General features: G+C 59.5%; 12 protein-coding genes and 1 pseudogene. 9 read left to right on the top strand and 4 right to left on the bottom strand.

Annotated elements, in window-relative coordinates; genetic code table 11:
• Window positions 1-62: 62 nt before the first annotated feature.
• Together DNK59_RS03075 and acs are read right to left on the bottom strand one after the other, a co-directional pair.
• Window positions 63-839 carry an ABC transporter substrate-binding protein gene (locus tag DNK59_RS03075; RefSeq protein WP_110722230.1) on the bottom strand — a complete coding sequence of 259 codons (777 nt, stop codon included), beginning with the start codon at window positions 837-839 and terminating at the stop codon, window positions 63-65.
• Window positions 840-1,452: 613 nt separating this feature from the next.
• A complete protein-coding gene (gene acs / locus DNK59_RS03070) occupies window positions 1,453-3,408 on the bottom strand; it encodes an acetate--CoA ligase (protein ID WP_060840603.1) in 1,956 nt (651 codons plus the stop codon).
• A 412-nt stretch (window positions 3,409-3,820) separates the two neighbouring features.
• Here acs and DNK59_RS03065 point away from each other — a divergent pair, with 412 nt between their 5' ends.
• The 3 genes from DNK59_RS03065 (at window position 3,821) to DNK59_RS03055 (ending at window position 7,116) form a co-directional block, all read left to right on the top strand.
• On the top strand, window positions 3,821-4,084 hold the full coding sequence (locus DNK59_RS03065; RefSeq protein WP_016968107.1) for a DUF2790 domain-containing protein: 264 nt from the start codon (window positions 3,821-3,823) through the stop codon (window positions 4,082-4,084).
• A gap of 647 nt (window positions 4,085-4,731) precedes the next feature.
• Window positions 4,732-5,979, top strand: a complete 1,248-nt coding sequence (locus DNK59_RS03060) for a ribonucleotide-diphosphate reductase subunit beta (protein ID WP_011062780.1) — start codon at window positions 4,732-4,734, stop codon at window positions 5,977-5,979.
• A gap of 156 nt (window positions 5,980-6,135) precedes the next feature.
• Window positions 6,136-7,116 (top strand): hypothetical protein, encoded by a 981-nt coding sequence (locus DNK59_RS03055; protein WP_110722229.1) that lies wholly within the window; start codon window positions 6,136-6,138, stop codon window positions 7,114-7,116.
• Between the two features lie 39 nt (window positions 7,117-7,155).
• Here DNK59_RS03055 and DNK59_RS03050 read toward each other — a convergent pair whose 3' ends face one another.
• Entirely contained in the window at window positions 7,156-7,971 is an 816-nt protein-coding gene (locus DNK59_RS03050; RefSeq protein ID WP_110722228.1) for a sulfite exporter TauE/SafE family protein, read from the bottom strand.
• A 113-nt stretch (window positions 7,972-8,084) separates the two neighbouring features.
• Here DNK59_RS03050 and DNK59_RS03045 point away from each other — a divergent pair, with 113 nt between their 5' ends.
• A complete protein-coding gene (locus DNK59_RS03045; protein ID WP_110722227.1) occupies window positions 8,085-8,876 on the top strand; it encodes a helix-turn-helix transcriptional regulator in 792 nt (263 codons plus the stop codon).
• A 106-nt stretch (window positions 8,877-8,982) separates the two neighbouring features.
• The gene (locus tag DNK59_RS03040; RefSeq protein WP_110722226.1) at window positions 8,983-9,300 is read left to right on the top strand and encodes an XRE family transcriptional regulator; all 318 of its coding nucleotides are present in this window, start codon (window positions 8,983-8,985) and stop codon (window positions 9,298-9,300) included.
• 101 nt (window positions 9,301-9,401) lie between these two features.
• On the opposite strand, the gene DNK59_RS03035 is transcribed toward DNK59_RS03040, so the two are convergent.
• Complete coding sequence (locus DNK59_RS03035) at window positions 9,402-10,460, bottom strand: MBL fold metallo-hydrolase (protein WP_092311571.1); 1,059 nt, start codon at window positions 10,458-10,460, stop codon at window positions 9,402-9,404.
• Window positions 10,461-10,663: 203 nt separating this feature from the next.
• Between DNK59_RS03035 and DNK59_RS03030 the strand changes: the two genes are divergently transcribed.
• The 4 genes and pseudogenes from DNK59_RS03030 (at window position 10,664) to DNK59_RS32370 (ending at window position 14,191) form a co-directional block, all read left to right on the top strand.
• Entirely contained in the window at window positions 10,664-11,272 is a 609-nt protein-coding gene (locus DNK59_RS03030; protein ID WP_110722225.1) for a TetR/AcrR family transcriptional regulator, read from the top strand.
• Between the two features lie 170 nt (window positions 11,273-11,442).
• Window positions 11,443-12,513, top strand: coding sequence for a diguanylate cyclase (locus DNK59_RS03025; protein ID WP_110722224.1), 1,071 nt, complete (start codon window positions 11,443-11,445; stop codon window positions 12,511-12,513).
• 358 nt (window positions 12,514-12,871) lie between these two features.
• Window positions 12,872-13,645, top strand: a pseudogene (locus DNK59_RS32375) (PAS domain-containing protein); the annotation flags it as partial.
• Window positions 13,643-14,191 carry a methyl-accepting chemotaxis protein gene (locus DNK59_RS32370; protein WP_371920248.1) on the top strand — a complete coding sequence of 183 codons (549 nt, stop codon included), beginning with the start codon at window positions 13,643-13,645 and terminating at the stop codon, window positions 14,189-14,191. The pseudogene DNK59_RS32375 and the gene DNK59_RS32370, both read left to right, overlap by 3 nt.
• Window positions 14,192-14,216: the final 25 nt, after the last annotated feature.

Raw genomic sequence — 14,216 nt, 5'->3', positions numbered from 1 at the left:
AATGGCGCAAACTTCAGAGATTCTGCTGCTTGCGCCATCTCGGACTGACTGTTTCGACGGTCTTACTTGCCGTAGATGTCGAAGTCGAAGTACTTGTCCTGGATTTGCTTGTACTTGCCATTCTCGCGAATGGCAGCGATGGCAGCGTTGATCTTGTCCAGCTCGGCCTTGTCGCCCTTGCGCACCGCGATCCCTACGCCGTCGCCGAAGTATTTGACGTCAGTGAACGCCGGACCGACGAAAGCAAAGCCCTTGCCCGAATCGGTCTTCAGGAAGCCGTCATTCAACAGCGTAGCGTCGGCCACGGTGCCGTCGAGACGACCGGCGGCCACATCCAGGTAGATTTCGTTCTGCGAGCCGTAAGGCTTGATCTGCGCGCCCAGGGGAGCCAGCACTTCACGGGCAAAACGCTCATGGATCGAACCGCGCTGCACACCGATGTTCTTGCCCTTGAGCTCGCCCAGGCCGTCGCTGACCTGAGTACCGGCCTTCATCACCAGACGCGCCGGAGTGTTGTAGTACTTGTTGGTGAAATCCACGGATTTCTTGCGATCGTCGGTGATCGACATCGACGAGAGGATGGCGTCGATCTTGCGCACCTTCAGTGCCGGGATCAGGCCATCGAACTCTTGCTCGACCCACACGCACTTGACCTTCATCTCTTCGCACAGCGCGTTGCCGATGTCGTAGTCGAAACCAACGATGCTGCCATCCGGCGCCTTGGAGGCAAACGGAGGGTAGGCCGCTTCGATACCAATTTTCAGGGGCTTTTCATCGGCGAAAGTCGGCAGGGAGAGCACGGACAGTGCCAGGGCGCCAAGAAGCACGAGTTTCTTCATCTTAGAACTCCATCGGTAAAGGGCGAAAACGGCAGAGTGAGCGACAGCCCAATATGCGAATGGGTAAAACTGCAAAGACGGCGCTGCGTCCTGAGAAGCCCGAAAGAGGACTCACACACAGGCAACGACGAGCGAGTGACCGGCATTCTAACGACAGGCTGGAAGCCGATATTTCCTCAATGCGACAACAAATTACAGAAGCATCGAGAATACCGGGGGAGCACATTGACAGCTCTTCAAAACTATGCAAGAGCAAATGACAGGGAACCGATCTACGCTGCAAATTGCGGGCCTATTATTGGCAAAGCCTTCTATTCCGGCAAGCGCAGCGTGATGACTTATTTTTTATGTGGATAATAACGGCCCTGAATTGGGGCCGCACGTTTCCCATTGCCCCGAAAATGGGCGCCGGGTTACATCTTCGACGGAATCGGTAACATTCGAACCTGGCAGATGGATAAATCCGATATTTATTCGCTCGCCTGCAGCGGCAAGCGGGCCTCACAACTGGCGCGCGGAGGCTGTAGCGAGCGGCTTGCCGGCGAATCGCCCCGGCACAAAAAAGCCCCGCCCGGCGCAAGGCCGGGCGGGGCTGGGTGGCTCGGAACCCGCCTCAGGCGACGTTCATGGTCTTGTGAGTGTCGATCAGGTGTTGCACCACACTTGGGTCGGCCAAGGTAGAGATATCTCCCAGACCGTCGTACTCCGCAGTCGCGATCTTGCGCAGAATCCGCCGCATGATCTTCCCGGAACGGGTCTTCGGCAGTCCCGGCGCCCATTGGATGACATCCGGCGAGGCGATCGGACCGATTTCCTTGCGCACCCAGTTCTTCAGTTCCAGACGCAGGGCTTCGCTCGGCTCTTCGCCACCGTTGAGGGTTACGTAGACATAGATGCCCTGGCCCTTGATGTCGTGAGGCACGCCCACCACCGCCGCTTCGGCGACTTTCGGGTGCGCAACCATGGCGCTTTCGATCTCGGCGGTGCCCATGCGGTGCCCGGAAACGTTGAGCACGTCGTCCACCCGGCCGGTGATCCACCAGTAGCCGTCTTCGTCGCGACGAGCGCCGTCACCGGTGAAGTACATGCCACGGAACGTCTTGAAGTAGGTATCGACGAAGCGGTCGTGGTCGCCGTACAGCGTGCGCGCCTGACCTGGCCACGAATCGAGGATCACCAGGTTGCCTTCGGCGGCGCCCTCGATGATGTTGCCCAGGTTGTCCACCAGGGCCGGCACCACACCGAAGAACGGACGCGCGGCAGAACCCGGTTTCAGGGCATGCGCCCCCGGCAGCGGGCTCATCAGGGTGGCGCCGGTTTCGGTCTGCCACCAGGTGTCGACGATCGGGCAACGGGATTGACCGACGTTCTTGTAGTACCAGTCCCAGGCTTCCGGGTTGATCGGCTCGCCCACCGAACCCAGCAGGCGCAGGCTGCTGCCATCGGCGCCTTCGCAGGCTGCCGTGCCCGAGGCCATCATGGCGCGGATCGCGGTCGGCGCGGTGTAGAGGATATTGACCTTGTGCTTGTCGACGATCTTCGCCACCCGGGTCACGTCCGGATAGTTCGGCACGCCTTCGAACAGCACCGTGGTAGCGCCGTTGGCCAGCGGGCCATAGACGATATAAGTGTGGCCGGTGACCCAGCCGACGTCGGCGGTGCACCAGTAGACTTCACCCGGACGGTAGTCGAACACCCGCTCATGGGTCAGCGATGCATAGAGCAGGTAGCCGCCGGTGGTGTGCTGCACGCCCTTGGGCTTGCCGGTGGAGCCGGAGGTATAAAGGATGAACAACGCTTCCTCGGCGCCCATCTCTTTCGGTGCGCAGACACTGCCGGCGACCTTCATCAGGTCTTCGTACCAGATGTCGCGATGCTGGTTCCACTTGATGTCGCCACCGGTGCGCTTGCACACGATGACCTTCTGGATGCTGCTGGTTTCCGGGTTGGTCAGGGCATCGTCGACATTGGCCTTGAGCGGAACCTTTTTGCCGGCACGAATGCCCTCGTCGGCGGTGATCACCACTTTCGAACGGCAGTCGATGATGCGCCCGGCCAAAGCTTCAGGGGAGAACCCGCCGAACACCACCGAGTGGATCGCACCGATACGGGTACAGGCCAGCATGGCCACCACCGCCTCGGGAATCATTGGCATATAAATAGTCACCACGTCGCCACGGTGCACGTCCTGGCCACGCAAGGCGTTGGCGAACTTGCAGACTTCTTCATGCAGCTCGCGGTAGGTGATGTTGCGGCTTTCGGAAGGATCGTCGCCTTCCCAGATGATCGCGATCTGATCGCCACGCTCGGCGAGATGACGATCCAGGCAGTTATAGGAGACGTTCAAGGTGCCATCGGCAAACCACTTGATATCGACATGGTGATCGTCGAAGGAAGTCTGCTTCACCGTGGTAAAAGGCTTGATCCAGTCGAGACGCTTGGCCTGTTCACGCCAGAAACCGTCCGGGTTCACGACCGACTGCTGGTACATGGCCTTGTAGGTCGCCTCGTCAGTCAGCGTATTGGCCAAAACCTCGGGACGAACGGGATACAGAGAAGCCGCACTCATCTTTCTTACCTCGGTGACATAGTTGTTTTTGTATGACCCCGTTGTAGCCCGGGGGGCGCCTATAGAACCATTCGACGATGGTAGTAACAACCCCCTGCGAAATGCCCGGCTATTTGCCTCCCCCCTTCAAGAACGCTGGTTACAGCGACATTCACCCTCGGCAAAAATATTCAAGTGGGCACCCGGCCAGGCCTTTTTCGGGGATTGTTACAAAAACTGTCAAAGGTGTTTATCAAAAGTGCACCTATATGAGCTGCCACCCCGGGCCTAAAATCTGTCTCGCCAAACAGGCAATCTGATTAACCAAGTTGCAGCCCCCACGAAGGCAGTTAATCAATCGTTTACTCAAGCTCCACACGCAGCCTCATAAAGGCTGCGTGACCCCACACGACCTTAGAAAGGTAAAACGCAAATGAAAGCTTTATTAGTTCTGGCCCTCAGCAGTCTGTGCGTTACCGCGATGGCTGATGAGATCCCGACTGATGTCGCACAGCAACAAGTACCGGTAGAGGAATACACTTACTCCACTGATCTGGATATCGCTAAAGTTATCTCCATGAGCGAAGTTCCAGAAGTCTGCGAAGTTGTACCAGCGCGTATGGAATATGAAGACTCCCACGGTCAACGACATATTCTTCAATACCGTGTAATGGGCAACGGTTGCTCTAACGGTTAATAGCCAAGTTCATTGCATAGACCTTGATGACTGCCGGCCGCAAGAAATCCCTCTTGCGGCAAAGATGCCTCGCCAGCGCCCGTTCAGGGTCCGGCCAGAAGCATCGCTCCCACGACGTGCGACCACGGCAATCGCACGCAACCTTTTTGCCTCCACCGGGCCCAATCCGGGTCGATTTGAGTTGTGTTCAAAACAGCGAAATGGCTTGCAAAAACACAACATCTAGTAAAATTGGCTATTTTTTGGCCATTTCCGGCTGATTTTTTCCAGCCCGAAAAAAAATCTTCCGCGGTCAAAGCCTTGTAAACCCGCGCTTTGCTCTGGGTCCCCTGCCTTCCTTGGCCCGCCTGCGCCCATCGGTCACCCCACGAGCCGGAAAATATCCTTATAATGCGTCCTCAAAACGGGCCTGCAACATTCCCTTACCGGATGAAAACGACCTGCTGATTCCCGCGCCGGAACCGAAAGCCTCAGTTCCGCCCGACAGCAGCCTCAAGGCACCCGGACACATATTTCTGTTTATTGCCTGCGTTCACAGCTGCAACAAACGATTTCTATTGATTTAACGCGGCCAGTAGCGCCGTGTGAAAAGCCAACCCTTTTGTTTTCACACGGGCATCTGGCCCTCGAGCAGGAGACGACACGTCATGCTGAGCTGGGACGAATTCGACAAAGAAGAAGGCGAAGTTGCAGTCAAAGGCGCCAACGCCGGCCACGCCACTGAAGCCAACATGGACCGCCTCGACAGCGCCGGTGGTGCCGCAGCTCTGGAAGCCCGCGCCGTGACCGCCAGCGACTCCGCTGCCGTTGCCCGGGCCAAGGCGTCCCTGGATCAGCTCGACATCGCCGAGGGCCTGGCCGAGCTGGAAGGCTCTTCCGCCCGCGTCGCGGTTGACGAAAAGCGCATGATCAACTGCCGCGCCGACCTCAACCAGCTGGTGCCGTTCAAATATGACTGGGCCTGGCAGAAGTACCTCGACGGTTGCGCCAACCACTGGATGCCGCAAGAGGTCAACATGACCGCCGACATCGCCCTGTGGAAAAACCCGGAAGGCCTGACCGACGACGAGCGCCGCATCGTCATGCGCAACCTGGGCTTCTTCTCCACCGCCGACTCCCTGGTTGCCAACAACCTGGTACTGGCCGTGTACCGCCTGATCACCAACCCGGAATGCCGCCAGTACATCCTGCGCCAGGCCTTCGAAGAGGCGATCCACACTCACGCCTACCAATACTGCATCGAATCGCTGGCCATGGATGAAGGCGAGATCTTCAACATGTACCACGAGATTCCATCGGTCGCGAAGAAGGCCGCCTGGGGCCTGAAGTACACCCGTTCGATCTCCGATCCGAAGTTCGAAACCGGCACCGTCGACACCGACAAGGAACTGCTGCGCAACCTGATCGCCTACTACTGCGTGCTGGAAGGCATCTTCTTCTACTGCGGCTTCACCCAGATCCTGTCCATGGGCCGCCGCAACAAGATGACCGGCGTCGCCGAGCAGTTCCAGTACATCCTGCGCGACGAATCCATGCACCTGAACTTCGGCATCGACGTGATCAACCAGATCAAGATCGAAAACCCGCATCTGTGGGATGCCGAGATGAAGGAAGAAGCCACCCAGATGATCCTCCAGGGCACCCAACTGGAAATCGAATACGCTCGCGACACCATGCCTCGCGGCGTACTGGGCATGAACGCGGCGATGATGGAGGACTACCTCAAGTTCATCGCCAACCGTCGCCTGTCGCAGATCGGCCTGAAGGAAGAGTACCCAGGCACCACCAACCCGTTCCCATGGATGAGCGAGATCATGGACTTGAAGAAAGAGAAGAACTTCTTCGAGACTCGCGTGATCGAGTATCAAACTGGCGGTGCACTGAGCTGGGATTGATTCCCGGATCAACGCAACCAATAAGAAGCCCTGACGTGTTCAGGGCTTTTTTATTGGCCGTGAAAACAGACAGCGCAGCCGGCCCATTAAATTGCGTGCAGGCTGCAAGAGCTGTGGTTATAAAGACCCCTCCCCCGCTTAAGGATCAAAGCGCTCATGAAATTCGATACCGCCTACTGCATCAGCCTCGACGACAAGTTGTCGATCTATGACGTGCGGGACCTGAATTTCGATGAAACCGTGGCTTTCGATTCCGCCCAGGAAAGCTTCCAGTGCCCCAACGATGAATGTCGCGCCGCCTTCGACGCCGCAAATCAGTTGGGCACCTTCAATGCCAAGAACGTCAATTACCTTCGCACCCCGCACTTCAAGAACCTGCCCGGCACGCTGCACATAGAAAGCTGCCCTTACCGACTCAGTAAAGGTGCCGGCAGCATCGAAGGCGCAGCCGCCGAGGATGAGCGCGAGGAACACTTCCCCTCGGAACTGCTGTTGACCCGCCGCGAATACACACGCCGACCGAGCAGCCCGACCGCGGCGGTGGAAGCGCCCAGAAACAATCCGCCCGTTGCGCCAGCCGGCCTGCAAAACAACCACGCCGGGCGCGATAGCACTCCGGACAAGACCTGTGTCTTCGCCCACCCGGTGGAATGCTTCGTGTCGAACATCGACGACAAGGAACTGCTCAAGCGCATGCCGCTGAAAATCGGCGAGCACACCGCGTCCTACGCCTCGTTCTTCAAGAAGATCGAGTACCTGCTGGACAACAAGGGGCTGATCTACTGGGGCAAGATCAAGCAAATCAAGGACTACACCCAGAGCTTTCGCATCGATTTCGAGCAGAAGGTCTGGTTCAAGGCCGCTGACGAATCGAAGAAGAAGCCCTACTCGGTCAACGTCTACCTGAGCAAGAAGCTGGTCGATAACTATCGCAAGCGCAAAGCCTTCCTCGAAGAGATCAAGAGCGCCATCGACAGCCAGCGCGAGTTGTACTGCTTCTTCTACGGTGTCACCCCGACACTCCAGCAAGTACCGAGCAAGAAAAACCCCGAAGCAACCTTCGGGGTCTTCAGCGCCAACATCGAGAACCTGGACCACTTCGTGATCCGCGAGGCACCGGGGCTTCACGCACAGTAGCTGCAGCCCCCACCAACTCCTGCTCGAGCTATGCCTCTGTCACGTCAGGCACAGGCTGATCAGCACCGCCAGCAGCAGGCCGATATACACCCGCGCATGCACCCGATCCGGGATGCGACCGATCCAGGGCGTGGCCAGACGGATGCCCAGCAACGAGCCAAGAGACAATACCGAGAACGCCAGCAGGTCCACATAGCCGATGAACCCGGGGCCCAAATCGGATGGACTGAAGCGCGCCAGGGCCAGGTAGGTTGCGGTTCCGGCCAGGGCCACCGGTACGCTCAAGGGATTGGCCATGGAGGTGGCCTGGGTCATGCTCAGACCGCAACGACGTAACAGAGGTACTGTCATGACGCTGCCCCCCACCCCGAGAAAAGTCGCGATTACGCCTATTCCTACACCACCCAATAGCGTTTCGCCGGTCCCCAAACGACGAGCCTGACCCTGCTTAACCTGCTCAAGAAAGCCGCGCCGCAGCAGGCAATCGGCAATGGTGATGCCCAGGTAGGTAATGAAGGCATAGCGAATCACCTCGCCGCTGACCCACATCGCCAAGGCCGCACCGAACATCGCCCCCAGGGCGATGTAGGCGCCCAGAGGCCACAGGTAATGGCGGACAAGATTGCCGGCCCGCTGATGCCGCCAGCTGGCCAACAGAGCGTTGACGATCATCACGCAGGTCGAAGTGGCCACAGCGACATGCATGGCCGAATGCCCCGCCGCCGAGTCCGGCCCCTGGCTGCTCAGCAGCATCCAGTACAACAGCGGCACCACCACAAAACCGCCGCCGAAGCCGAACAGCACCGCACTGAAGCCGGTCATGCAGCCAAAAATAGCCAGCAGTAGATAGAACATCGAGCCACATCCGTCCGAGAGAGAAGCTGCGGACAATAAGAGATCGAGCCCTGGCCGACTTCAGCATGCCAGCCAATAATGTTTGCGTTTACGCCAGCCAGGAACCTCGTCGCATGCGCAATATCTCCATCGACTCACTGGACCGGACACCGCGCCCGGTCGTGGCCATCGGCACCGATTATGCCGACGGCCAGCGCCTGCCGCGCCACAGTCATCGCCGGGCGCAACTGTTGTATGGCGCCACCGGAGTGATGCAGGTGGGCACCGCCCAGGGAAACTGGGTGGTGCCGCCGCAGCGGGCGGTGTGGATCCCGCCCGGAGTGGAACACGAGGTGCTGATGCTCGGGGTCAGCACCCGCAGTCTGTACATCGAACCCGCAGCAGCGCCTCTGGATAGCGACGGCTGCCAGGTGATCAGCGTCTCGCCCCTGTTGCGCCAGTTGCTTCTGGAAGCGGTGGAGCTTCCTCTGCAATACCCGCAACACGGGAGGGACGGACTGCTGATCGACCTGCTGCTGCATGAGTTGCAGCGCAGTCGCCCGCTACCGCTGCATATTCCCCTGCCGGCCGCCGGTGCACTGCTCGGGCTGTGCCAGGCCTTCCTCGCACGCCCGGATATTCACCAATCCCCGGAACACTGGGCAGGACAGCTGCATATCAGTTTGCGGACCTTCAACCGCAGCTTCCGCCAGCAGACGGGCATGAGCTTCATTCAGTGGCGACAACGGGCCTGCGTAGTCTTGGCCCTGGCCCGGCTGGCCGCGGCCGAACCGGTGACCCGCATCGCCCTGGACTTCGGCTATGAGAGCCCCGGGGCGTTCTCCACCATGTTCCGCCGGGTATTGGGGCAATCCCCCAGCACCTACCTGAATCAGGAGGCTGCGTTCCCAGGTAAAACCTTGTGACCAAAAGCTCGGGGGTTGGCAGTAATTGAATTTGATCAGCACGCAAAACAACTGTACAAATAACCAGTATCAAGTCAACGCGCTGCCTAACCTCCCGGAGAAAACCATGGCCTCTCTAGCGATGAAAATAACCCTGGAACGTATCGCCCTTTATCAGTTCACTCCGCAGCACTGTGCTCAGGCCCGCGACATGCTGGGCTGGGACATGGACCGGTTGTCCCACGAGTCCAGCGTCTCGGTGCAAGCCATTCAGCGCTTTGAGGCCGGCTACGAGGTGCGCGACGTCACCCGGCTGGCCCTGGCGTTCTGCCTTGAGGCGCAAGGCCTGGTGTTCTTCCCCGGCTTCACTCCCGGCCGCGGCATGAACATCCGCGGAGCGACCCCCAATCCGATGGAGCGCCCTGACTACGCCATGATCGAATGATCGAGGGCCCCGGATAGTTACCGACATCGGACCGGCGCTCAAGGACGGGATCCAAACCCGATGTATCAGGCAACTGGCCACCCTCGTGGCCAGTCCTGAAATTACGCGGACTCGATGCCCATCTGCTCCAGAACGCCATCCACCTCCAGCCACCAGGCGCTGCCCCGCTGAGGTTGCGCCAGGCTGAAGGCTTCGCCCATCTGCGGCGTGGTGATGTTGATGCTGCGTTCCCAGGCCAGGGCCAGGATACGGTCGAAGGGTTCATGCCAGGCATGCATGGCCAGGTCGAAGGTGCCGTTATGGATCGGCAGCAGCCAGCGGCCACGCAGATCGATATGGGCTTGCAGGGTTTGCTCCGGCTGCATGTGCACGTGGGGCCATTCGACGTTGTAGGCCCCGGTTTCCATCAGTGTCAGGTCGAAGGGACCGTACTGCTGGCCGATGCGCTTGAAGCCGTCGAAGTACCCGGTATCACCGCTGAAGAAGATCCGCGTCGGCCCATCGATCATCACCCAGGAAGCCCACAGGGTGCGGTTGCCGTCGAACAGGCCGCGACCGGAAAAATGCTGCGACGGCGTAGCGACAAAACGTATGCCGTCGACGTCGCACCCCTGCCACCAATCCAGCTGCCGCACCTTGCTCGCCGCTACGCCCCATTTGATCAGGGTGTCACCCACGCCCAGCGGAGTCAGGAAGTGTCGGGTCTTGTCCGCCAGGCTCAGCACCGTCTGGTGGTCCAGGTGGTCGTAATGATCGTGGGACAGGATCACCGCCTCGATCTCCGGCAGCGCCTCCAGGCTGATGGGCGGCTGATGAAAGCGCTTTGGTCCGGCCCATTGCACCGGTGAGGCCCGCTCTGCAAACACCGGGTCGGTGATCCAGAACTTGTCGCGCATCTTCAGCAACACGGTGGAGTGGCCCAGGCGAAAAACGCTGTGATTGGGCGCTGCCAACAATTGTTCAAGGGTCAACGTCTGCACCGGGATCGCCCCTGCTGGACGGGTGTTGCGCGGTTTGTGGAACAGCATGTTCCAGAAGATCTGCAGGGTTTTGCCGAAGCCGGCACGACGCACCGGAGCATGGTTGCGAAAGGCGCCCTGCTCCTGACGAGAGGTTGGCTGACCAGAAGCGCGGGTCAGGCTGGACGAGACATTGGCCATGATTGAAAGGACTCCGTGGAACGCGGCAAGGTTCCGAGGTGGTTCTACGGGACGATCTACAGGCCAAGGCACGCAAGCATCAGCCGCCAATCATCGTTCTGAAGGAGAACTACACTACACAGTGTAGTTTCTAGATTGCAACAGAATTAAGACGAAGTAGACTGCCGATTGATTTAGCCGCCCACCCTGATCGAACCCAACTTATGACAGCTCCAAAGCGCCTCACCGACCTTAAACGCAATGCCATCATCCAGGCGGCGATCAGCGAATTCCGCACCAGCGGCTTCGACATCACCAGCATGGACAAGATTGCCGCCACGGCAGGTGTATCCAAGCGCACGGTGTACAACCACTTTCCGAGCAAGGAAGAGTTGTTCGCCGAGATCCTGCACAAGCTCTGGGCCAGCATCAGCGCTCAAGCGGAAGTCGCCTACCGCCACGACCAGCCCCTGCGCGGGCAACTGGAAGCACTGTTGCGGGCCAAGCTGCAACTGCTGGCCGACGACAACTTTCTTGACCTGGCCCGAGTAGCAATTGCTGCGGCCATCCACTCCCCCGAACGGGCTCAGGACATGGTGGCGCGGCTCGGTGAACGGGAAGAAGGCCTGACCCTGTGGATCCGCGGCGCCCTGGCCGACGGCCGCCTCAAGCCGCTGGACCCGGAGTTCGCAGCCCAACAGATGCACGGGCTGCTCAAGAGCTTCGCCTTCTGGCCGCAGATCACCATGGGCCAACCGCCCCTGACAGCGGACCTGCAGACCCGGGTCATCGAATCGGCACTGGACATGTTTCTCTGCCACTACCAGGCCTGATTCAGGTCGATCTGCCAGCATGCCCTGCCCCTGCCACCGTGAAATGGCTTCGAAGGACACTGATTATTCCTAGTGGAATAAATGACAATATTCATCAGACTGATCCGATAAACGGCAATGCCGCAAAAACACCAAAAAGTGTTTCAGTGCAAAATCTGGTGCAGGAATTTATGGAAAACCAACGCGGCAAAGGGCTGTCATTTGCCCGACGCATCTATTGGCCAAGGATCATCGGCCTGGGCATCGGCGGCATCAGTGTCCTGGCGGCACTCGCTCCCCTGGCACTGCCGGACTGGATATGGGGCCTGCTGTTGTTCAACGGCCTGATCTGGCCCCACCTGGCCTATCAACTGTCCGCCCGTTCGGCGTTTCCCTACCGGGCAGAACGCCGCAATCTGCTGTATGACTCGTTGCTGGGCGGTTTCTGGGCAGCGACCATGCAGTTCAACCCGCTGCCGGCGGTCACCATCCTCTCGATGATGGCCATGAACAACGTGGCCGCGGGTGGCCTGCGCCTGTTCATTCGCGGCACTCTGGCCCAATGCACCGGGGTCCTGCTGTCCTGGGCCCTGTTCGGGCCACACTTCACAACCCGGATCAACCCGCTGCAGATCTACGCCTGCCTGCCCATGCTGACTCTCTATCCCTTGGCGGTGGGCATGGTCTGCTATCGCCTGGCAATCAAACTGTCCGAACACAAGCGCGCCCTGAGCGCCCTGAGTCGCACCGACAGCCTCACCGGCCTGCTCAACCACGGTTCCTGGAAGGACCTGCTGCATATCAAGTTCCACAAGTGCCGGCAGCAGCAGATGCACGCCTGCATCGCCCTGATCGACATCGACCACTTCAAGGCGATCAACGACACCTACGGCCACATCATTGGCGATACCGTCCTGCGTCACTTGAGCAACGAACTGCGACGCAACCTGCGCCACGATGACCTGGCCGGCCGCTACGGTGGTGACGAATTCTGCGTGATCCTGCCGCGCATGAGCCAGCAGCAGGCGCTCGATATCATGGAGCGTCTGCGCCGGGTCTTCAGCCAGTACCGGCACCCACAAGTGAGCGAGTTGAATGTCAGCCTGAGTATTGGTCTGGCTGCCTTCGATGCCGGCTTCGAGGATCCGGCCACCTGGCTCAACGCCGCGGACCAAGCCCTGTACCAGGCGAAAAAAACCGGACGCAACCGGATAGCCAGCAACGACGCCAACGGCTACGTGCCACGATCGCAATTGGCATAAAACCGAAAAAACTTATACAAAAAGGAAGTAAAAAACATTTTTGTACAAGTTTATTTGGATTTATCCAGGCAGTTGCCATCATAATGCCGCCACTTCGTTGCAACGGATGCCCACAACCGCAACTGCCGCCACCGAAGCCAGTCACTCCAACCAAATCGATTCGCAGCCGCTACGTCTCCCTTGACGCGGCCACCGACGCGCGCCTGAAGCGTCCCCGTCGCATCGCTGCGAATGTATCTTCTGTCAGTCATGGAACGCTGACATTGAGCAGATAATGCCGAGCGCCGGGGAGCATTCGGCGTACCGGCGCACTCAATAGGGATCGACGCAACGTTTCTCCCACAGAGCACCTGCCCACATGCTATTCAACCGCCACAACAAGACCATCGACGCCCTGAACCGGACCGTTGCCGAACAATCGAGCCTGCTGGAAGCCATCGACCGCTCCATGGCGGTGATCGAGTTCGATCTGCAAGGCTGCGTATTGCGCGCCAACGACAATTTCCTCAAGACCCTGGGCTATCGCGAAGACCAGGTACTCGGCCAATCGCACCGCCTGTTCTGTACCCCGGAGTACGCGCGCAGCAGCGACTATCAGCAATTGTGGGCACGCCTCAGAGAAGGTCAGTTCCAGTCCGGAACCTTTGAACGGGTCGGCAGTGCCGGGCAGAGCCTGTGGCTGGAAGCCAGCTACAACCCTATCCGCGACGCCTCGGGCGCGGTGTACAAGGTGGTCAAGTACGCCCTGGATGTCACCACTCGAATCCAGGAAGAAGCCGAGGCGCGCAACAAGCTGGATGCCATCGATCGGGCCATGGCGGTGATCGAGTTCAACCTCGATGGCAGCATCATCAGCGCCAACGCCAACTTCCTCGGTTGCATGGGCTACAGCCTGGCGCAGGTCCAGGGCAAGCATCACCGGATGTTCTGCAAGCCCGAACTGGTCAACAGCAGCGCCTACCAGGACTTCTGGAATCGCCTGAACAAGGGCGAGTTCTTCAGCGGTCGCTTCGAACGGATCGACAAGCACGGCCGCACGCTGTGGCTGGAAGCCAACTACAACCCGGTCTACGACGCCAGCGGACGCCTGTGCAAAGTGATCAAGTACGCCGCCGACGTCAGCCAGCAAGTGGAGAAACACGAGCAGGACGCCCAGAGCGCGAGCCAGGCTTATCACATCTCGGTACAGACCCGGAAAGTCGCCGAGCAAGGCACCGGCGTGATCCAGCAGGCCGCCAGTGAAATGCGCCAGATCGCCCACAACATCGAGGACTCCTCCACCCTGATCGCCCGCCTTGGCGAACGTTCGGAACAGATCACCGCCATCGTCAACACCATCCGCGGGATTGCCGACCAGACCAACCTGCTGGCCCTCAATGCCGCCATCGAGGCCGCCCGGGCCGGCGAACAGGGGCGCGGCTTCGCCGTGGTGGCCGATGAAGTTCGCCAGTTGGCGGCGCGCACCAGCGGCTCGACCGCGGAAATCGCCAGCATGATCGACATGATCCAGAACGAAACCCTGCAAGCCATCAAGAGCATGGACGGCACCCGGGAACGGGCGGCCAAGGGCGTGCAACTGGCGGATCAGGCCGGCACCGTGATCCTGCAGATTCGCGATGGGGCCAGTGACGCGGTGCAAGCCGTGAGCATGTTCGCCAACGAACGCGATGCGCTGTAGGGGAGGGTTTTCCCGGCGTCGACAA

It is taken from the genome of Pseudomonas sp. TKO26, assembly GCF_003225665.1.
Lineage (GTDB): Bacteria > Pseudomonadota > Gammaproteobacteria > Pseudomonadales > Pseudomonadaceae > Aquipseudomonas > Aquipseudomonas saponiphila.
This window is presented reverse-complemented; position numbering and strand designations above follow the sequence as displayed.

Excerpts from the sequence above, each read along its gene's own strand:
- DNK59_RS03075 (WP_110722230.1), bottom strand. The coding sequence starts at position 839 with ATGAAGAAACTCGTGCTTCTTGGCGCCCTGGCACTGTCCGTGCTCTCC.
- acs (WP_060840603.1), bottom strand. The coding sequence starts at position 3,408 with ATGAGTGCGGCTTCTCTGTATCCCGTTCGTCCCGAGGTTTTGGCCAAT.
- DNK59_RS03065 (WP_016968107.1), top strand. The coding sequence starts at position 3,821 with ATGAAAGCTTTATTAGTTCTGGCCCTCAGCAGTCTGTGCGTTACCGCG.
- DNK59_RS03060 (WP_011062780.1), top strand. The coding sequence starts at position 4,732 with ATGCTGAGCTGGGACGAATTCGACAAAGAAGAAGGCGAAGTTGCAGTC.
- DNK59_RS03055 (WP_110722229.1), top strand. The coding sequence starts at position 6,136 with ATGAAATTCGATACCGCCTACTGCATCAGCCTCGACGACAAGTTGTCG.
- DNK59_RS03050 (WP_110722228.1), bottom strand. The coding sequence starts at position 7,971 with ATGTTCTATCTACTGCTGGCTATTTTTGGCTGCATGACCGGCTTCAGT.
- DNK59_RS03045 (WP_110722227.1), top strand. The coding sequence starts at position 8,085 with ATGCGCAATATCTCCATCGACTCACTGGACCGGACACCGCGCCCGGTC.
- DNK59_RS03040 (WP_110722226.1), top strand. The coding sequence starts at position 8,983 with ATGGCCTCTCTAGCGATGAAAATAACCCTGGAACGTATCGCCCTTTAT.
- DNK59_RS03035 (WP_092311571.1), bottom strand. The coding sequence starts at position 10,460 with ATGGCCAATGTCTCGTCCAGCCTGACCCGCGCTTCTGGTCAGCCAACC.
- DNK59_RS03030 (WP_110722225.1), top strand. The coding sequence starts at position 10,664 with ATGACAGCTCCAAAGCGCCTCACCGACCTTAAACGCAATGCCATCATC.
- DNK59_RS03025 (WP_110722224.1), top strand. The coding sequence starts at position 11,443 with ATGGAAAACCAACGCGGCAAAGGGCTGTCATTTGCCCGACGCATCTAT.